The organism is Acerihabitans arboris (genome assembly GCF_010131535.1).
Classification (GTDB): Bacteria; Pseudomonadota; Gammaproteobacteria; order Enterobacterales; family Enterobacteriaceae; genus Acerihabitans; species Acerihabitans arboris.
Genome location: NZ_WUBS01000006.1, coordinates 1 through 20023, shown reverse-complemented (window position 1 = coordinate 20023; position 20023 = coordinate 1). Strand labels below are relative to the sequence as shown.

The 20023-nt window shown below is 60.6% G+C and carries 18 protein-coding genes and 1 tRNA gene; 2 read left to right on the top strand and 17 right to left on the bottom strand.

Annotated elements, in window-relative coordinates:
* Window positions 1–125: 125 nt before the first annotated feature.
* From nifM to nifH, 16 genes are all read right to left on the bottom strand, one after another.
* Window positions 126–983: a nitrogen fixation protein NifM gene (gene nifM / locus GRH90_RS09385; RefSeq protein ID WP_162365688.1), complete on the bottom strand. Its 858-nt coding sequence runs from the start codon at window positions 981–983 to the stop codon at window positions 126–128.
* A gap of 59 nt (window positions 984–1042) precedes the next feature.
* Entirely contained in the window at window positions 1043–1486 is a 444-nt protein-coding gene (locus GRH90_RS09380; protein WP_162365687.1) for a nitrogen fixation protein NifZ, read from the bottom strand.
* Entirely contained in the window at window positions 1483–1842 is a 360-nt protein-coding gene (locus tag GRH90_RS09375; RefSeq protein WP_162365686.1) for a nitrogenase-stabilizing/protective protein NifW, read from the bottom strand. Before GRH90_RS09375 ends, GRH90_RS09380 begins: the two co-directional genes overlap by 4 nt.
* Before the next feature lies 1 nt (window position 1843).
* On the bottom strand, window positions 1844–3004 hold the full coding sequence (gene nifV / locus GRH90_RS09370; RefSeq protein ID WP_162365685.1) for a homocitrate synthase: 1161 nt from the start codon (window positions 3002–3004) through the stop codon (window positions 1844–1846).
* A 17-nt stretch (window positions 3005–3021) separates the two neighbouring features.
* The gene (gene nifS, locus GRH90_RS09365; protein WP_162365684.1) at window positions 3022–4230 is read right to left on the bottom strand and encodes a cysteine desulfurase NifS; all 1209 of its coding nucleotides are present in this window, start codon (window positions 4228–4230) and stop codon (window positions 3022–3024) included.
* 9 nt (window positions 4231–4239) lie between these two features.
* Window positions 4240–5112 (bottom strand): Fe-S cluster assembly protein NifU, encoded by an 873-nt coding sequence (nifU, locus tag GRH90_RS09360; RefSeq protein WP_162365683.1) that lies wholly within the window; start codon window positions 5110–5112, stop codon window positions 4240–4242.
* A 68-nt stretch (window positions 5113–5180) separates the two neighbouring features.
* Window positions 5181–5501, bottom strand: a complete 321-nt coding sequence (locus tag GRH90_RS09355) for a hypothetical protein (RefSeq protein ID WP_162365682.1) — start codon at window positions 5499–5501, stop codon at window positions 5181–5183.
* Between the two features lie 154 nt (window positions 5502–5655).
* The gene (locus GRH90_RS09350) at window positions 5656–6117 is read right to left on the bottom strand and encodes a NifB/NifX family molybdenum-iron cluster-binding protein (RefSeq protein ID WP_162365681.1); all 462 of its coding nucleotides are present in this window, start codon (window positions 6115–6117) and stop codon (window positions 5656–5658) included.
* A complete protein-coding gene (gene nifN / locus GRH90_RS09345) occupies window positions 6114–7493 on the bottom strand; it encodes a nitrogenase iron-molybdenum cofactor biosynthesis protein NifN (protein WP_162365680.1) in 1380 nt (459 codons plus the stop codon). Before nifN ends, GRH90_RS09350 begins: the two co-directional genes overlap by 4 nt.
* A gap of 10 nt (window positions 7494–7503) precedes the next feature.
* Window positions 7504–8886 (bottom strand): nitrogenase iron-molybdenum cofactor biosynthesis protein NifE, encoded by a 1383-nt coding sequence (gene nifE, locus GRH90_RS09340; RefSeq protein WP_162365679.1) that lies wholly within the window; start codon window positions 8884–8886, stop codon window positions 7504–7506.
* Between the two features lie 194 nt (window positions 8887–9080).
* Entirely contained in the window at window positions 9081–10706 is a 1626-nt protein-coding gene (locus GRH90_RS09335) for a carboxylesterase/lipase family protein (RefSeq protein WP_162365678.1), read from the bottom strand.
* Between the two features lie 293 nt (window positions 10707–10999).
* Window positions 11000–11677 carry a NifB/NifX family molybdenum-iron cluster-binding protein gene (locus GRH90_RS09330; protein ID WP_162365677.1) on the bottom strand — a complete coding sequence of 226 codons (678 nt, stop codon included), beginning with the start codon at window positions 11675–11677 and terminating at the stop codon, window positions 11000–11002.
* A gap of 23 nt (window positions 11678–11700) precedes the next feature.
* Entirely contained in the window at window positions 11701–11916 is a 216-nt protein-coding gene (gene nifT, locus GRH90_RS09325) for a putative nitrogen fixation protein NifT (protein WP_162365676.1), read from the bottom strand.
* Between the two features lie 53 nt (window positions 11917–11969).
* On the bottom strand, window positions 11970–13541 hold the full coding sequence (gene nifK / locus GRH90_RS09320) for a nitrogenase molybdenum-iron protein subunit beta (RefSeq protein WP_162365675.1): 1572 nt from the start codon (window positions 13539–13541) through the stop codon (window positions 11970–11972).
* Between the two features lie 62 nt (window positions 13542–13603).
* Entirely contained in the window at window positions 13604–15052 is a 1449-nt protein-coding gene (gene nifD, locus GRH90_RS09315; RefSeq protein WP_162365674.1) for a nitrogenase molybdenum-iron protein alpha chain, read from the bottom strand.
* 78 nt (window positions 15053–15130) lie between these two features.
* The gene (gene nifH, locus GRH90_RS09310) at window positions 15131–16015 is read right to left on the bottom strand and encodes a nitrogenase iron protein (protein WP_162365673.1); all 885 of its coding nucleotides are present in this window, start codon (window positions 16013–16015) and stop codon (window positions 15131–15133) included.
* Window positions 16016–16442: 427 nt separating this feature from the next.
* Here nifH and GRH90_RS09305 point away from each other — a divergent pair.
* Both GRH90_RS09305 and GRH90_RS09300 read left to right on the top strand, forming a co-directional pair.
* A tRNA-Asn gene (locus GRH90_RS09305) sits at window positions 16443–16518 on the top strand.
* Between the two features lie 229 nt (window positions 16519–16747).
* Entirely contained in the window at window positions 16748–18187 is a 1440-nt protein-coding gene (locus GRH90_RS09300) for a tyrosine-type recombinase/integrase (protein WP_162365672.1), read from the top strand.
* A 968-nt stretch (window positions 18188–19155) separates the two neighbouring features.
* On the opposite strand, the gene GRH90_RS09290 is transcribed toward GRH90_RS09300, so the two are convergent.
* The coding region (locus GRH90_RS09290) for a threonine ammonia-lyase (RefSeq protein WP_162365671.1) at window positions 19156–20023 on the bottom strand (868 nt) is incomplete at its 5' end.

Below are 20023 nucleotides of genomic sequence, written 5' to 3'. Positions count from 1 at the left end.
TTGCCCTAATCACAGGCAAGCTGTCCGTCGGCGCGCCGGCGGCAATGGGATCCAAGCCCTCGGGACCCGCGAACAGCGGTCGTTGGCTACCGGTCGCCGTCCAGCGCGCCAGTGCCTGGGACGCGTTACCGCTCCGCCGGGGGAAACCGTCCATCCTGCGCCAGGGTCTCCAGCCAACGGCGCTGGAATAGCCGGCGGGATTCGGCGCGCAGCCGGGCCTCGACGGCGGCCATGGCCTCCGCGGCCGGTATCGGCGCGGCGGGACGGATATCCCGGCAGTAGAGGATATGCAGGCCCATGGGACTGGTGACAACGTCGCTGATATCGCCCATCGGCAGGGAAAATAGCACGTTATCCAGCGCCTCGTACAGCAGGCCGCGGCCGATCCATCCCAGGTTGCCGCCGTCCAGCGCCGTGGGACATTCGGAATGGCGCAGCGCCAGTTGGGCGAAGTCGCGCGCGTCACGGCGCAGTCGCCGGTGCAAGATGCCGATGCGGCGCGCCGCCTGATCCGGCCGGCAGCCCGGCTGCTCCTCATCCACCGTCAGTAAAATATGGCTGCATTCCCGTTGTTCCGGGCGCGTGAATTTGTCCTGGTGCGCGGCATACCACTGCGCAACCTCCGCCCCGGAAGGTTGCGGCGCCTGCTGCGCCACCTGCTCCAGCATCTTGTCCAGCAGCACCTCATGGGTCATGGCCTGGTATAATCCCCTGGCATCCAGCCCCATTTCCGCCAGTTGCCGGGGTTGCAGGACGGCATGATCCAGGCGCTGGTCAAGGTCGGCCACCGCCGCCCGGATCTCATTTTCCGTGGCGCGCAGCCCAAGCGCCTGGGCCTGCGCCACCACGCGGCTCTCCAACCGCAGCTGACGGGCGTAGCGCGGTTCGAACTGCGTCAGCACCTCGGCGCTCAATAACCACGGCGGGGTTTGATACAGCGCCAGCGAGAGCTTTACGCGGGAAAAAATCTGCCATTTTTCCATAGTGTTATCCTGCGGTGGAACGCGTGGTCCGCGGCCCGGCCCGTTTTCCCGCATGGGCTTCACGGCTCGCAGACCCTGGGGGCCAGCGCCTGCTCCGGGACGCGGAACAACCTGCCCTCGAACAGCACCACGTAGGCCATGGGCTCGAAATCGCGGATTTCGTCCATAATCTGGCCCACCTGGCCTTCCGTCACCACCGGCTCGCCGTTGATCGCCAGCGGCAGCGCGGCGCTGACCCAGTCGCCGAACTGGAATTGCCCGGCAATCCACGGCGCTTCGCCGGAAACCAGCTCATGTTCGCGGCAGCCGACGATGCAGTCTTCCTCGACAAAGTGTACCTGGTAAATAATATTATCCTGTAAAAACGTGCCCCATTCACGCACGTAGCCGATGCTGCCTTTACGGACCAGCATCGCGCCCCGGGCCTTGCCGGGGAAAGTGCCGTCGTTGCGCAGCGAACGGATAACCCGTACCCGGTCGCCAAATTCATAGGTCGGTTTCAATGGTGAACCTCCATTAAGCCGCTCCAGGGGGTAAAGCAGCGTTGGTTGCGCCGGTAGATTGACAGCCCCGACTGCTCGGCCACCTCGCCCGCCAGGAAGCGCCGGTAGCTTTCGCTCAACAGGCGCCTTGCCAGCGACCAGTGCGCCTTGATACGCCGCAGTTCACCGGCCTCGCCCGGCGGCAGATCGGCCAGCGGCAGGCTGATGACCCCGGCCAGGCGCTGGTGGAAATCATGCATGATATGCAGGCGCTTGGTGCGGATCACCGCCGGGTCGCAGGGCAATTCGAAATAGTTAAAAAACGCTTCGGCGGATTCCAGCTCATCGACGCCCGGTAATGTGCTAAACCACTCCATCCTATCCTCCCGCGCAACATGCCAAACCGAAGCCCGAACCGGGCAAGCCGAATAACTCCGCGTAAAGATCGTGCAGCCGGTCGTTGGAGGGGATCTGCTTCCACTCTTCGGCCCGCGCGCGCAGCGCGTACAGCAGTTGCTCCACCTGCCCGCCGGTAAGCTGGTAACCCAGGGAGCCGTAGATACGTTCGACCGCATGCCGCCCTGAGTGCTTGCCCAGCACCAGCCGGTGGCCGCGGCCCAGCCGCGCCGGATCGATGCTTTGATAACAGGCGGGGTTTTTCAGCAGGCCGGCCACATGGATGCCCGATTCATGGGTAAACACCTGTTCCCCGACCAGCGGCTGCTGGGGATCGATCGATCGCCGCGCCGCCTGCGCAACCTGCTGGCATAACCCGGGCAGGCGGTTGAAATGGACACCGGTGTCGATGTGCAGGCATGACTCCAGCGCCATCGCCACGCTTTCAAGCGATGCGTTGCCCGCGCGCTCGCCCAGCCCCAGGACCGTGGTATTGACATGGGTCGCCCCCGCGCGCGCCGCCGCCAGCGTATTGGCCGTGGCCAGCCCCAGATCGTTATGGGCGTGCATCTCGGTTTCGCCGTGCCAGTGACAACGTAACAAACCGATGCGTTCGAAAGTGGTGAAGGGATCGAGCACGCCCAGGGTATCGGCAAATCGCAGCCGTAGCGCGCCGGCGTCGCCGGCCACCAGGGCTATCTGCCGCAGCTCCTCGTCGCTGGCGCGCGAGGCGTCCTCGCAGCCGACGCTGACCTTCAGCCCCAACGACCGCGCGTAGGCGATATGCGCGGACAGCTCCCGCGCCAACTGCGGCCAGCCCATGCGCAGCTTATAGTCGCGCATTTGCCCGGACGCCGGCAGCGAGACATCCACCCAGTCCAGCCCCAGGCCGGCCGACAGCTGGATTTCGTGGCGGTTCAACCGGCACCATGACATCAGCACCTGCTCCGGCAGCGCCCGGCGCACCAGGGCAATGCGCCGGCACTCCTCGTCGCCCATCGCCGGCGTGCCGACCTCCAGCTCGCCGACCCCCGCCCCGGCCAGCGCGCAGGCAATGGCGACCTTTTCCCCGGCGCTGAACGCCACGCCGGGGCTTTGCTCGCCGTCGCGCAGCGTGGTGTCGTTAATCACGATCGCGGTCATTGGCCTGTTTCCCCTGGTTAACCATAGATCGGCACAAAAGCGGCGTTTTCGGCCACCAGGGGACGATCGCCCTGCCAATAAGGTGACAAGGCGCGCAGTTGGGCGATGATCGGCGGCAGTTGCCCGATGACGTAATCAATCTCTTTTTCGCGGGTATAGCGGGACAGCGAGAACCGGATGGTGCCGTGGGCCGCGGTATAGGGAATGCCCATGGCGCGCATCACATGGGAAGGCTCCAGCGAGCCGGAGGTACAGGCGCTGCCGCTGGAGGCGGCGATGCCGACGTGGTTCAGCAGCAGCAGGATAGCCTCGCCTTCGATATATTCAAAAGCGATATTCACCGTGTTCGGCGTGCGCGGCTGGTCGCCGCCCATCACCAGGGTGTGGCGGATGGCGCCGAGGATGCCGTCTTGCAAGCGATCGCGCATTTGGGCTATCTGGCCGGTCATCATCGGCAGATGGATATCCGCCAGCTCCGCCGCCGCGCCCATGCCGACGATGCCGGCGATGTTCTCGGTGCCGGCGCGCCGCCCGCGCTCCTGGTGGCCGCCGCGCAGCAGGGGCCGAAACCGGGTGCCGCGCCGCAGATACAGGCAGCCGATGCCTTTGGGACCGTGGAATTTATGCCCGGAGCAGGACATCATATCAATGGCGGTCGAGCCAACGGCCACCGGCACCTTGCCCACCGCCTGCACCGCGTCGCAATGGAACAAAATGCCGTGCTCATGGGCCATCTCGGCCATGGCGGCCACCGGATAGACCACGCCGGTTTCGTTATTGGCCCACATGATGGTGACCAGCGCCACGCGATCGCTGAGCGCCGCCCGGTAGGCGTCCATATCCAGCGCGCCCTCGCCGTCCACCGGCAGGCGGTGAATCACGTAACCCTGGCGTTCCAGGTGTTCGCAGACCGTCAGCGTCGCGGGGTGCTCCACGATGCTGGTGATGATTTCCCGCCGCTCGGGGTACGCCTCCACCGCCGACAGGATGGCGGTGGACGTGGCCTCGGTGGCGCAGGAGGTGAAAATAATTTCACTGTCGTGGCGCGCGCCCAATAGGCTGGCCACCTGTTCCCGCGCCCTGGCCAGGCCAATGCCCGCGGGCTGGCCGAAATCATGGATTGAGGAAGGATTGCCATAATGTTCGCTGAGAAACGGCAGCATCGCTTCGAGGACCATCGGGTCCAGACGGGTAGTGGCGTTATTATCCAGATAAACGGCTTTCATCGGCTTACCTCATTCAACTTCGCTGGTGGAGACCGTGGCCGGGTCGGCCACTACATGCATAAACCGGCCCAGGCGTTCGATAAGCTTCTGCTGCAGCCAGGCCAGGGTCATATCGGTCATCATGCAACCGCTGCAGCTGCCGGACAGCGACACGGTCACCTGTTTTTCAGACACGCTCAGCAGGCGCATATCGCCGCCGTCCGCCTGGATATGCGGGCGCAGGCCGGCAATCACCTCTTCCACCGCCAGCCAGTTTTCGTCGCGCGGCTGCGCGACCGGCGCCGGCCCGGCGGCGGCCGGCGACGATGCCGGCTGCGCGCTCAGGATCTGCCCGAGGGTCCGCTCGATTTTTTCATGGCAGGAGGTACAGCCGCCACCGGCCTTGGTGTAGTTGATAACGTCCTCGAGGGTGGACAGGCCGTTTTCGATTACCGCGCGGCGGATATGGCCTTCGTCGACGCCGAAACACTTGCAGATAAGCGCCCCTTCTTCATGATCGGCTTCCGGCGCCTCGCCCCTGAACTGGGCGATGGCGGCGCGCAGCGCTTCCTGGCCCATCACCGAGCAGTGCATTTTTTCCGGCGGCAGGCCGTCGAGATAATCGGCTATTTGCTTATTGGTCAGCTGCGCCGCTTCGGTCAGGGTGCGGCCGATAATCAGTTCGGTCAACGCCGAGGATGAGGCGATGGCGCTGCCGCAGCCGAAGGTCTGGAACCCCGCCTCTTCGATAATTTCAGTCTCGGGATCGACGCGCAGCATCAGGCGCAGGGCGTCGCCGCAGCTCAGCGAGCCGACATCGCCTATCGCGTTCGCCTGTTCGACGACTTTGGCATTGCGCGGATGGAAAAAATGGTCTTTGACTTTTTCTGAATAATTCCACATACATTTTTCTCCAGTTCACGGGGCGATGCCTGGCAATACCCCGGGTGAATGCCTTAGCTGAATGCCGGTTATGATGAGCACACCTGATTGTCGCAATGGCAGGCTGTCGCCTGCAGGTCAATCCAGACGCCCTGCTCCCCGCCCCGGGCTCCCGCCGTGAGCGTCGCGCCCTGCAAATAAGGCCAGTGCGCAATGGCCGCCAGCAACACCAATCCCTGGTACTCGACGGAGTACTCCTCCTCCCGTTGTACCCCGCTCCATTCCAGGGACACCCGCCAGCCGTGACAGGCGTCGCCGTCAAGCCACAGGCGCAGACCGGCACAGGGTTCGGTCAGCTTCCGGCGCAATAAAAGTAACTGCTGCAAGGCTTCCGCTTCGATCTGAATCATGATGTCGCTCCGCGTTGGGGGGTACCAAGTAATGAGCAAATGCGATGCCAGTCACATCTTTATCGAAATTTCAACAAGATAGCGGGATCGGGGCCAAAAAAAACCCCGCACATGTCGGGGCTGGTTGTCGGTTTTGTCAGGGAAATGACACAAATCAGCGTTCGTCCTCCTCCCATCGGCTCTCCCGCTGGAAACGTTCGAAGCGCCTTGGATCGCGTTTTTCCTGATGACGCTGCACGGTCGGCGCGTCCCAATTTTGCTGGATTTCAGTCAGCAGATGGGCAATGGAGGTGGTGGCCGGCACGCTCACCGCCCGCACGCCGACGCGCAGCAACTGCCGGAATACGCTTTCTCCCACCGCCACGCAGTACAGCGACAGGCAGCCGTCCAGCGCCGCGATACGGCAGCTAAGCTTATCCAGGTCGTGTCCCGGCTGGACGATAAAATCCGTCACCTGCAGCAGCGTCACCCGGTCGGGTTTGACGCCATAAATCGCCAGACGGGGCGTCGATCCGAAATGCTGGTTGACCAAATGCAGGTCGGTACTGGCAAAAGCGACCCGTAACGCCCAGTCGGAAGCGGTGGTGACCCTAAGATTGCGCTGGAAGTTGTTCATAAGCCGGCGTCCTGTGCGCGTGAGACGGCAGGGAATTGTTGTTTCAGCGGCGAGTGGTACACCGGCTGATGATGGTGGCGGTGGCGCATGATATTGCCCAGGTCGAACAGGGTGTCGCGGATGCCGGCATACCCCTGCCGGGTACGGCGAAATTCCCCCAGGCGGTCATAGAGGGGAAAGCCGGTGCGCACCAGCGGCACATCCAGGCGTTCTGCCAGGTCGGCGGCGTGGGAATTGGCGAATATCATATCGGCGGGCGTCGCATCTAGCAGATCCGCCAGATCCTCCAGATCGCCGATGGTCACCTTATCCACCTGCAGCGCGGCCAGCCCGGGCTGGTTAACCGGCGCCACCGCGTTTACCACGCTCATGCCCTGGCTGAGGGCAAAATCGCTCCAGCCGCGCAGCAGATCCGCCTCGGCGGCCAGCGCGATACGCCCGCCCTGCAGTTCGCCATGGCAATCGATCATCGCATCCAGCAACTGGCCGCGCTGCCGCTCGATCCAGGCCGGCACTTCGCGCCCGGATATGCGGTGCAGTTGCTGGATAAACTCATCCATCTGCGTCAGCGTCATCAGGTGCGGCAGGCGCACGCAGACGCCGCGTCCGCGCGGCTCCATCAGCGCCGCCACCCTGGCCAGCGAGACGCCGATCACAAAGGTGGCGACGCTTTGCCCCAGCTGTTCCATCAGGCGCAGCGGCGTCCCGCCCTGGGTCAGCGAGCTGTAGTCGCCCACCGCCAGGTGGCCGTCCATGGACTGCGTCAGATCCGGCAGGATAACCGGCTGCAGGCCGAAGGCCTCGACATAGCTGCGGATCAGCTCCTGGTCGCCGGGGGTAAACATATGGCTCAGGAAAATATTCACCCGTTTGCTGCGGATCCCCGCCGATGGCTCGGCGGGCACCCATTGCTGCACCACGCTTTCCAACAGCGCGGCGTAGCCGTTTTCCATCGAACCGTAAAAATCCGGCGTGCTGACGGTCAGGATGCCGACCTGGCGGTGTTTGGGATGGCTGGCGCGAAACAGCGTCACCGCCCGCCCCAGATCGCTGCCCTGCGCCTCCGACAGGCCGGTGCTCAACAAGACGATAATACGCGGCGTATTACGCTCGCACAGGGTTTCCAGGGCGGCATAGATATTATCATCGGCGCCCATGATGGTGGTGATCGGCTCCATGGCGGTGGATTGCAGCGGCACCGGCTCATGGAAATGCTGGATAAAAAATACCTTGGCGAACGCGCTGCACCCCTGGGCGCCGTGCACCAGCGGGATACAGTGTTCCAGCCCCATGGCGGCCAGGATAGCCCCCAGCGGCTGGCCGCTTTTGATTGGGCTGGTGGCGAGCGGTTTTACCGAACGGACAACTTGCGTCATGATTTTCTCCTCAGCCTTTATGCGCCCATGGCGCCGGCTGGTTAACCTGCGACCACACCGGGCTTTCCAGCGTGCGACAGACCGCCTCCGCCAGGTTAACCATACCGCTGTAGCCGGCGAAAGCTTCCTCGCGTTCCTGGTTGATATCCAGGAACGGCAGCCTGGCTTTGTACGCGGTATACATATTCCTGCCGCCGGCAATCATCATGTCGGCGCGAAAGCGATAGGCGGTATCGAGCAACAGGCGCGGGTTGCCTTCGTCGAGCATCAGCGCGTCCTCGCCCATCAGGGCGCGGATGCGCGCCTTATCCTCCTCGGTGGATTTGCGCGTGCCGGTGGCCACCACTTCCAGCCCCAAATCCTGCAACGCCGAGACCACCGACCAGGACTTCACGCCGCCGGTATACAGCAATACCCGCTTGCCGCGCAGCCGGTCGCGCCAGGGTTCCAGCGCCCGCAGCGTCGCCGCCTCCTCGCGCGCGATAAGCGCTTCGGCGCGCGCGGTTAAATCCGCATCGTCCAACAGCCGCGTCAACTGGCGCAGGGAAGCCGACATTTCACGCATGCCGTAAAAGCTGCCCTCAAACCAGGGCGTGTCGTAACGTTCTTCCAGCCTGCGCGCGACGTTGATCAGGGCGCGGGAGCAGACCAGCATATTGACCTCGGCGCGGTGCATGGTCTGGATCTCGGCAAAACGCGCGTCGCCTGAGAGCGTGCACAACACGCGCACCCCCAGCTCGTCGAGCAGCGGCAGTACCTGCCAGAATTCACCGGCGATATTGTATTCGCCGATAAGACCGATGTCATGGCCCCGGGGTTCGGGCACCGGATAATCCACCGGCCAGGGCGCCGGCTCGCGCTGCCCCACCACCCGGCGCAGCATCACGTCGCCGGCAATGCGGTTGCCGAGGTTTTTGCTGCCGTAAAACCCGGCGGAGTCGACTGCAATCACCGGGATGCCGGCCGCCACCGAGGCGGAACGGCAGACCGCCTCGATATCATCGCCCTCCATGGCAGGTACGCAGGTGTTATAGATAAACACCGCGGCGGGATGGTAGCGCTCGGCGATATGCCTGACTGCGTGGAACAGCCGGCGTTCGCCGCGTCCCATTATGACATCCTGCTCGCTTAAATCGGTGGTAAAACCAAGCCGGTTGAGGGTCGGTCCCGAGCTGCGGCTACCCCGATTGTCCCAAGAGCTGCCGGCGCAGCCGATCGGCCCGTGCACCAGATGCGCCACGTCCGCCACCGGCAGCAGGGTGATCTGCGCGCCGTCAAAGGCGCAGCCGCCGGCGGTGGAGCCGGGTTTGGGCGGTTTACACCCGGTTTTATGCTTGCCGTTGTGCTCGCAGGCAGGCTCCACGAACAGCGCGGCGATTTCAGTGCTTTTCATCAGGTTCTCTCCGTAACCGGCAATAGTCTCGTGATGACTAAGATGTGCAAATCACGCGCCAGGGTTTACCTGCTGTTTTGAAAAGGATTTTTATTGTCGTGAACGCGACAAAACAGACAACCGGCCTGACAGGGAAATACACATTCACCCCGGATCGCCCGCCGGTTCAGGACGCCTGCGGCATAGCGTCAATCTCAGTAGCCCCTGGCGTTCCAGAACGCGCAGCGATGCCGGCGGGCAAAGTCTTCCACATAACCGGTCCGTTGCGCGGAAAGCGCGTAGGGCCGCGCGCCGTCAAAGGCCAGCCACGCCGGGTTACCCGCCGGCTGGCTGGTATGGGCGAACGTCCCCCACGCATGCTGGATACGCCCGGCCAGCGCCTGCTGCCTCAGGTCGAAGTCGTTCGGATCGCCCAGGGCCCAGGGACGCTGGAAGACATAGGCGATTTCCGCGGCATGGTATGATCCCATGGCGGGGGTGAACGGCGCGCGCGGCAACGACATGGGCGCGCGGGGATCGTCGAACTCGTAGGCATAGAACGCCGCCCGGCCGCCGAGCAGCCGGGACATCGTCAGGATCGGACAGGCAAAGTGCGAGTCCGTGACGATATCGGCAAAAGCCTGGTAGTACGACCCGGCGGCAACGCCGGCATACTCCTTCAGCACGGGGGCTATATCGCCGGGCAAGGCGCTGGCGACGGTATCTTCATAAGCCCTGCGGGTACTCAGGGCAAAACTGAACGACTTGACGTTGGCGAACAGCCGGCCTTCGTCGCGGTTACTGCCCATCAGCACCGGCACCGCCGCTCCCTCGCCCGCTGCAAACGCCTGGTCCGGCGGCTTGGGCAGCACATCCCCTCCGGTCATCGGCGCCCACCCATCGCGGCCGCCATTACCACGCCGATGGCTGGTAGCGCGGTAAAGCTTTTCCGCCGGCAGGCGGCGCAAACACGCCAGCGCGCTATGCCCGTCGCCACAGCCGAGATCGCGCGCCATCATCAGCCCGCCGGCTTCCGCCTCCGCCATCGGCAATGACGTGTCCGGCTGCGCGCAGCTGTCGCTTTGCAGGATCGCCCGCTGGAACAAACCCCGCGATCCGGGCAACAGGAGATGAACGCACGCGCTGAGCGCCCCGGCCGACTCGCCGAACAGCGTGACATTGCCGGGATCGCCCCCGAACGCGGCGATATTACGCTTTACCCAGCGCAGCGCGGCCTGCTGATCGAGCACGCCATAGTTTCCCTCGCCTGGTCCCCGCAGCGCCGGATGAGCCAGGAAACCCAGGGCGCCCACGCGATAGTTGGGCGCCACCACGATAACGCCTTGCCGTTCCGCCAGCAGGCTCGGATCGTATTGCGCGTTGGAACCTAATGCGAGCGCGCCGCCGTATAGCCATACCATGACCGGGAAAACCATGCCCTGTCCGGCATTATGCGGCGCGTAGACATTCAGCGTCAGGCAATCCTCGGAACTATTGCCGGCGGCCAGCAGCACGGACTGCGGGCACGCCGGTCCAACGCTGTCGGCGGCGCGCGCCCGATGCCAGGGGATTACCGGCGCCGGCGGCGCGAACCGTAGCTCCCCGACGGGCGGCGCCGCGAAGGGTATGCCCAGGAACGCCTGCCCGCGGGGCGAAACGACGCCCCGTACCGAGCCGTCCGCAGTGGCGACAATCCTCGATGACGCGGAGGGATCCTTGACGATGTAGGACACCTTTCCCGGCATGGCCACGCAGCCGGAAAGCATGACCCCTGACAATACCAGCCCGATATACCGCCGGATCGATGCGACGTTGCCGAGGTTACATTTTTTACCGACCATCCATTAGCCTCGTGATATAGAGATAAAAATATACGGCCGCCCTTAAAATCCATGCCGGCCAACAGCACTGGTGCCCGCATCCGGTTAAGCGCTTCCCCTGGAAACTATATTAGCCGCCGCGCCGCCGGGCGCTTTTTTTTTCGCGATACATCCATGAGATAAAAAAACGGCGCCCACAGGGGGCGCCGAAACGGGCTGACAACGGGTTAGGTCAGGGCGGCGGCGGGCCAACGCGCCCTGAGCGCTCCCTGTTATACCCCGGGGCTAAGCTTGCTCATCAAGCCCGCGGAGCGTCACAGCGAAAATTGATGCTGCGATAGAGGGTGGGTTTTGCCCAGGCGTTTCGCCAGCCACGGCGGGATACGCCCGGCCAGCATGGTACGCAACGCCTGCAGCTGTTGTTCGATGGTCATCGGCGGCTTGATTTTTATCGGATGGATATTATTGCGGATCACCCTGGCCGCGGCCGGGCCGCCAATCGCCTCGCAAAACAGCAAATGGCAGTCGCTCAGCATCCGCGCCCGCGCCTCGTTGCCCTCCTCCGGCGCGTCGGGTTCGTCGCGGTGGCGCCTGACCTGTTGCAGGTAGGGACCTTTATCATCAAAGGCGTAGATAAAAAACAGCTTACCCTGGCCGAAATGGCCGTCAATCATCAGGCCGTCGCTGGAGGCAAAGGCGGCGCGCAACTGCAGCGGTTCCGCCCGCTCCGGGTGGGTGGTCAGATGCTCCGGCAGTTCGCCCGCCAGGCAGGACATCACCAACTGCCACAGCCCCACCGTCGGCTGGCCGGCCACCGACGGGAATTCCCGCGCCAGATGGTCTAGGCTAAGCCGGGCGAGCCGGGCCGGCGTCAACGGCTGGCCGGACACCTTCTCCAGCCATAGGATCATTTCACGGGGCGGCAACCGCGGCAAGGTCTGCGCCAGGGCGAACAAACGCCAGAATAAGGGATCGTCGGTTGCGACATTCATCGGTATGCTCCTGTTGCCGGTAATTAACCGGCATTTTTGCTGGCGCGTAAACGCACCGGGAACGGCGGTTTCCCCGGCTGCGGATAGATGTAGTACGACTTGCCGCCCTCCAGCTCGAACATGCCGCCCCAGCAGGCGGCATCATCGAATTCAATGCGGATCACCCGCGCTTCCAAATCCTGCTTGGCGATATAGCAATACAGATCGTCGCCTTTTTCACTGAATAACACACTCGGCATAGCGGCTTTCTCCCGTCGGGGCGGCTCCGGAGGGGATCCCCGGAGCCGGTCGGTCAGCGGATCAGGTCGAAGTTATAGTCGGTCTTGCCGATCTTCATGGTATCGCGATCCAGTTTTTCCAGCGTGGCGTTGACCAGGGTGGTCAGCACCGTCATGGCGCCCTCGTAGCCCCAGGTGGAGAGGCGATGCAGGTGATGCCTGTCGAAAATCGGAAAGCCGATGCGGATCAACGGCACTTCAAACTGCTCGCCTTTAGCAAGGGTATCGCGCTGGATAAACTTGCCGTAGGAGTTGCCAATCATGAAATCCGGCTTGCGGGTAAACATCAGCGAACGGAAATGCCACAAATCGCAGTTGATATACACCTCGCTTTCCTGGCCGTAAGGGGACGCGGCCAGCACCTTTTTCATCTCTTTCTGCCAGCGTTTATTGGCGTTGTGGCACAGGACAACCGTCGGCTCGCAGCCCAGCTCCAGCAGGAACCTGGTCATGCCCATGACAAAATCCGGATCGCCGTACAGGCCGTAGCTTTTACCGTGGATCCAGGTATGGGAATCGAGCATCATATCCACCAGCCGGCCGCGCTCCAGCGTCAGGGCGTCGGGAATAGGCTTGCCGGTCAGCTCGCTGATTGTCATCAGCAGCCGATCGGTGGCTTCCAGGCCCAAGGGCACGTCCACCGGCGTGGCGGGCTGCCCCCAGTTCTCCTGCACCATTTTTTTGGTCTTCAGCAGATGCCAGGGTTGCAGCAACAGGGTATCGATGGCGTTCGGCGCGTCGCGCATCTCGTCCTGGGTGGTGCCGCCTGCGTACATGCGGTATTCGCCGTCCGCCGGGGTATCCAGCACTTCGGACGGATCGGACAGCAGGCTGTAGCCGACGCCCATCTGGTCCATCATGCGTTTCAGCACCCGGAAGTTGCCGAGATAGGTTTCAAAACCGGCCACCAGGTTGATCTTGCCGTTACGGCCGGGCTGGTAATCCCGGGCGTCGGTCTTATCGGTATATTCGCGGGCAAAACCTTCGAACATATTATCCCAGCCGGTGATATGGCTGCCGATAAAGCTCGGGGTATGGGCATAAGGCACCGGCACCGACGTATCGATAAAACCGTCTTTCTTGGCGTTGGCTATAAAGGCGCTCAGGTCGTCGCCGATCACCTCCGCCATACAGGTGGTGGAAACGGCGATGGCCTGCGGCTTGTACAGCGCATGGGCATTCTGCAGGCCGTTGTTCAGGTTGTTATTGCCGCCGAATACCGCCGCGTCCTCGGTCATCGAATCGGACACGCAGGCCACCGGCTCCTTGAAATGGCGGTTGAAATAGGTGCGAAAATAGGCCACGCAGCCTTGCGAACCGTGCACATAGGGCAGCGTATTGGCAAAACCGAGCGAACAGAGCACCGCGCCCAGCGGCTGGCAGGCCTTGGCGGGGTCGATGGTCAGCGCCTCGCGCTTAAAATTCAGTTCCTGGTATTCCGGCGTGGTGGTCCACTCGAACACTTCCTTGACCCGGGCTTCGCCATGGGCCTCCTCCAGCTCGCGTTTGCTGGTAAACAGCGCCTGGTATTCCGCTTGCTCAAACAACGGATAGCAGGCCTTGGTTTTTTCTACACTCTGACTCATGATTCTCTCCTCCCGCGCCACAAATCTGTGAACTGACGGGTTCAGGCTTCAGGCAAACAATCTCAGGCGGTTTTCAGCCAGGGCGCGGTCAACTGGGTCCAGCTTGGGTTATTCAGGGTCATGTCCATATCGCGGGCGAACACGGCAAAACCGTCATAGCCGTGATACGGGCCGGAGTAATCCCAGGAGTGCATCTGCCGGAACGGGAAGCCCATTTTCTGGAAGATGTATTTTTCCTTGATGCCGGAGCCGATTAAATCGGGTTTCAGCGCCTTGATGATTTCCTCCAGCTCATAGCTGCTGGCGTCATCGAACAACAGCGTGCCCTTTTTCAGGTCCGGCAAGGTACGGTCGTAGTCATCGTTATGGGCGAATTCATAGCCGCTGCCGATAATTTCCATACCCAGATCTTCATACGCGCCGATTACATGGCGCGGACGTAGGCCGCCGAGATACAGCAGCACGCGTTTGCCTTCCAGGCGCGGGCGGTATTTAGCGATAATGGCATCGGTCTGCGCCTGGTATTTGGCGATCACCGCTTCGGTATTGGCCTGGATGGTTTCGTCAAACAGCGCGGCAATTTTGCGCAGGGACTCGGCAATCTTGGTCGGGCCGAAGAAGTTATATTCCATCCAGGGAATGCCGTATTTTTCTTCCATATGGCGCGAGATGTAGTTCATGGAGCGATAGCAGTGCACCAGGTTCAGCTTCACCTTGGGCGTATTTTCCATTTCCACCAGGGTGCCGTCGCCGGACCATTGCGCCACGACCCGCAGGCCGATTTCCTCGAGCAGGATCCTGGAGGCCCAGGCGTCGCCGCCGATATTGTAGTCGCCGATAATTGCGATGTCGTAGGGGGTGGTAACAAACGCTTCATCGTCGCGGTTGGACAGGATCCAGTCGCGCACCACGTCGTTGGCGATATGATGTCCCAGCGACTGGGAAACACCTCGGAACCCTTCGCAGCGTACCGGCACTATCGGTTTATCGAGTTTTTTTTGCATTTCCCGCGCCACCGCCTCGATATCGTCGCCGATAAGGCCGACCGGACATTCGGACTGGATGGAGATGCCTTTGGTTAACGGAAACAGGGTTTCCATTTCCTCAATCAGCTGGGTCAGCTTTTTGTCGCCGCCGAACACGATGTCCTTTTCCTGGAAATCCGAGGTAAAGTTCAAGGTGCCGAAGGCGTTGACGCCGCTTACGCCGGTATAGTAGTTGCGGCGGCCGGCGCGGGAGTACTGGCCGCAGCCGATAGGGCCGTGGGAGATATGGGCCATGTCCTTGATCGGTCCGAACACTACCCCTTTCGAACCGGCGTAGGCGCAGCCGCGCACCGTCATCACGCCGGGCTGGGATTTACGGTTGGAGGTAATGCATTTGCCAACGCTTTCCATTTCCGGATCGCTGAGCATATAGTGCTTGGCACGTTCTTTGCGGGCTTTTTCAGGAAAGACTTCCAGAACTTCCTGAATCAGCGCCAGCGTTTGTTCGCCGGTTATATCAGTCATGGCGATGTCCTTACATAATGATTGGAGGTAGTGACCTAAGCCAGCCGTTGCCGGCTCAGGGAGCAGCGCGCGCCGCTATCAGACCGACTGTGCTTCTTCCGCCGCGGTCTTGCCGATAATGGTTTCGTCTTCCACATCCATGATGCCGAATTCCATCAACAGCGCTTCCAGCTCGTCCATGGTGACCGGGGTGGGTACTATCATTTTTTTGTTGTCGACAATCTTGCGCGCCAGCGTGCGGTACTCTTCGGCCTGGGTGCAGGTCGGATCGTACTCAATCACCGTCATGCGGCGGATTTCAGCCCGCTGCACGATGTTATGGCGCGGCACGAAGTGGATCATTTGCGTGCCGAGCTTTTCCGCCAGCGCGATGATCAGCTCATCCTCGCGGTCGGTCTGGCGCGAGTTGCAGATCAGGCCGCCCAGGCGCACCTTGCCGGACTTGGCGTATTTCACGATGCCCTTGCAGATATTGTTGGCGGCGTACATCGCCATCATCTCGCCGGAACAGACGATATAGATTTCCTGCGCCTTGTTTTCGCGGATCGGCATGGCGAACCCGCCGCAAACCACATCGCCCAGCACGTCGTAAAACACAAAGTCCAGGTCTTCTTCGTAAGCGCCCTCTTCCTCGAGGAAGTTAATGGCGGTGATAACGCCGCGGCCCGCGCAGCCCACACCCGGCTCAGGGCCGCCTGATTCAGCGCAGCGCACGCCGCGATAGCCGATTTGCAATACGTCTTCCAGCTCCAGGTCTTCCACCGAGCCGACTTCGGCGGCCAGTTCCATAATGGTGTTCTGTGCTTTGGCATGCAGGATCAGGCGAGTGGAATCCGCTTTGGGATCGCAGCCGATGATCATCACCTTTTTGCCAATCTCGGCCAGAGCGGCAACGAGATTCTGTGTCGTAGTGGATTTACCTATGCCACCTTTGCCATAAATGGCGCATTGACGGATAGCCATGTGCGTTCTCCTGTTAGTCGATTGACCCTTTCTATTAAGCAGGGAACGTACCAGAAGCGGCCATATCTCAATCATATGAAATATAACGATAAAAATATGTCGTGGAATTTTGTCGCCACCGGGTTATGGACAAAAATCAAACCTTTTGTCATAAAGCAGACAGAACCTGTGCGGCTCCCGGCCGCGGTAAGGGTCCGGGTTGGCATGGGATTGGCACATTGCAATAAGCAGGCATTGGCATAGTGGGAAGCGGAGTTTGGCGCCTGCCTGGATGTCACGCGTCCAGCGCACGGAAACGGCGCTCAAGCGACGGAAATTGCGCGGATAATCAGCAAACTGGCGATCTCCTGGCCATCCGGCGGCAATTGCTGAAAAGAACTTTGACAAAACCGGCCGGTGCCTTTAGTATTCGCTCCGTTCTCGCGATTCCTCTGTAGTTCAGTCGGTAGAACGGCGGACTGTTAATCCGTATGTCACTGGTTCGAGTCCAGTCAGAGGAGCCAAATTCTGTTCTGTAGATGTCTACTGACATCTACAGGCTATTGAAATATGGATGAAATCCATCCTTCTCCGTTCCAGCGACGTCCACTGAAATCCACCTATATCCGATGCTTTTAAGTCCATTTTTAAGTCCATCGGAAATGCGGGGGAGTTTGATTCCGGATTGTTGCTAGATGACTCTACGATTGGAAACCAAAATCCAGCTCTGACCATAAATCAGGAGCTACGATCATGGCACTTTCCGATACCGCAATCCGCCGGGCCAAAGCGACCGGCAAAGCCTATACCCTCTCCGATGATGCCGGCCTTTCGCTGGCTGTTTCACCCAAGGGTGGAAAAACCTGGCACTTCCGCTATTACTGGGGAGGAAAACAAAAGCGAATTTCCCTGGGTTGCTATCCAAGCGTAACACTCCGTGAAGCAAGACAGTCAAGAGATCAAGCTTCTGCCCTGTTGGCAAAGGGCATTAATCCGCGGGCTGCCCGCGAGCAGCAACGTTATGCCACCTTGTTGGCTTCTGAGAACAGCTTTGAAACCGTATTCAGGGAATGGACTGCATACCGGGCACTGACGTCGAAAGAAGGGAGAAAGTCGCCGCTTTCCCAGTGCAAGCGAGTTTTCAACAATGATGTCCTGCCGAGAATTGGCAAAACATCTATTTATGATGTCCGCCGGACTGACCTCTTACAAATCATGAGCAAAATTGAACATCGCGGCGCATTCACCGTTGCCGAAAAAGTCCGCGGCTGGTTGAATCAGTTATTCCGCTTTGCTTTAGTCAAAGTGGAAGGATTGGAGAATAACCCTGCTACCGACCTGAAGGTGGTCGCACTGCCTAAACCACCTTCTGTCCATAACCCCTTTTTATGGATGCATGAGATCCCCGCTTTTTTACAAAACCTACGTTGTTATCCTGGCCAACAGAACACCCAGATGGGGCTTCGACTGCTGCTGCTGACCGGTGTTCGCACCGGCGAGCTACGCCTGGCTACGCCAGAGCAGTTTGATCTGGCGCGCGGGTTATGGCTTATTCCGCCGGATAACGTAAAACAGCTAAAAAAACTTTTGCGCAAGAACGGCAAACACACGCAAGATATCCCGCCCTATACCGTTCCTTTATCTGTCCAGGCTATTGAAATCATCCGCCACCTGCTCGGAAATAGTAGACCTGCGCAGCAATTCCTTTTACCCCACAGTTCTGACCTGAAAAAGCGCATGAGTGAAAACACACTCAACCAAGCCCTCAAACGAATGGGATATAAAGATCGTCTGACTGGCCACGGTATCCGCGGCACAATTTCCACAGCACTGCATGAAATTGGTTATCCAAAGACATGGATAGAAGCACAGCTTTCTCATACCGACCCGAACAAAGTGAGCGCAGCCTACAACCACGCGGCCTACGTTGAACAGCGACGGATCATGATGCAGGATTGGGCGGACCGTCTTGATTTGTTAGAGCAAGGGCATATAGACGCCGCCAATAGCCGGTTGGTTATTCAAATAGCCGGTATTCCAACAATGTCCAGCATCAATTCCGGCATGAGTGCAGTGCCCCTGCAAACTAATAGCGGGAAGGAAGAGATGACCATTACCTTATCCACCCCTGTTGAAAATGGAGCACGTCGGACAACGTTTCATCAGCCACAGCCATCCCCACGAGAAAATTAAACAAAATGAGCGAGGGAGCCCCTTACAGCAATTACGCTACAGTGAGACTAACTCGCCTTTTCTGAACGGCTCAAGGTAACAATCTCCCGGCAAGGCCGGGGCATTCATAGCGTAAGCCGCTCAAAAAGCGGCTGGCGTGGATGCTAATGCGCGTCCCTGAGTTGGCGCTATTTAGTGGTGGATGGCCTATCACAGCAGGTGCGACTGATTCATGCGATCATCTTTCAACGGCATCAGCAACATCATGTGCACTTGACCTGTGTACAAATTCACCTTCCTCAAATTGGCTCTCCTTTTCCACAGCCAGGCGCTGAAACACCTCGCCCAAGTGGATCCGAATCCCCCTTGCACAACCTCTCTCATCCCCGCTTAGGAATGAACACGACGTCATACGAACACTCCCATTGGCTGTGACTTAAACTCTGATACTTTTCCGGCGTTCAGCCCGGTGCGTTGTGCGGTTATAGGCCAGGTCCATGGACGCGCACCGCATGCCCCAGTTGGTGCTCGGTGTAGTCAGGGCGAAAGCCCAGCACCTCATATAAGATCGTGCGCGCCATCGCACGTAAGCCGTGCCCGGTCAACCCACAACTATCCCCCGGGGATAGATCCGACACCGTTGGCATCTGGGTATGTAAAGGCGTCCTCAAGCGTGGCGGCCTATTCCGCGCTATCCCCTGGGGATAGCCGATTGACGCCACATCGCAATTTCATCGACCCAGCAGTATCGCTACTCAGGCACCACGCGCGACGATTTCGCCGCGAACAACGCCTTAGCCCACGCCTCGCTTGAGAAGTATGGGCCCTGCCGCAGGACGTGCTCGATGGCACCCGACGCTCACGCGTTGCCCCATCACTGCTGCTGAGTCCGCCGCCGCCGGCCATGACCACACGCTAACGCAGCTCAGCGACCGCAAAAGTTGGCCCCATGCGGTTTGATATACAAAACTATTGCCAGATGACGACGCTTAGCCACATGCTATATTCGCTCCGGTCAGAATAGCAGCGACCGGGCCGGGGCATGGCACCGGTTCCCCTGGCGACTGTGACAAAATGCCAGCCAGGGATACCGCGCCGGAAGGCTCCAGGATAAGCCCGGCATACTCAAGCGCATAACGTGTCGCCACGGCTATCTGCTCCTCCTCAACCAATATCATTTCATCAACCACATCGCGCATATCTTCCAGCGCCTGCGGCACCGGCACGCGCACCGCCAAACCCTCGGCCTGGGTATTTACCACTCCGCCGATCACCACCCGATGAGTCAGCCAGCTTTGGTACATGGCGTCAGCGCCGCGCGGACACACACCGATAATGCGGATATCCGGCGCCGACGCTTTGATCCAGCTCGCCATGCCGCCAATCAACGCGCCGTTGCCGACCGGGATATAGATTGCGCGGAACGGAACACCGGCTGACAACAGCTCCAAAGCGATAGTGCCGGCCCCTTCGCTCACTTCCGGCTCCAGGCCGTCTTCGATAAACCAGCCGCCGATGCTGTCGCAATATCGCCGGCCCTGTTCCTTGGCGCTATCAAAATCGGCGCCGGCCTGCCTGATATCAGCGCCGTAGGCTGCAATGGCCTCAATTTTCAGCGGGTTGGCATTTTGCGCGGCAAATACCGTCAGCGGCAGGCCGGCCTTATGACAATAGTACGCCAGCGCCAGCCCCCAATTGCCCGCGCTGGCGCAGACCAGCGGACGCGATTCGCCTCGGGCGACCGCGCCGGCGATAACCAGGCCCGCGCCGCGCCCTTTAAAACAGCGCAGCGGATTAAGCGTTTCCACTTTGAGCCATATGGCGCGCCCGAGCTGAGCCGATAACTGGGGGCATTCG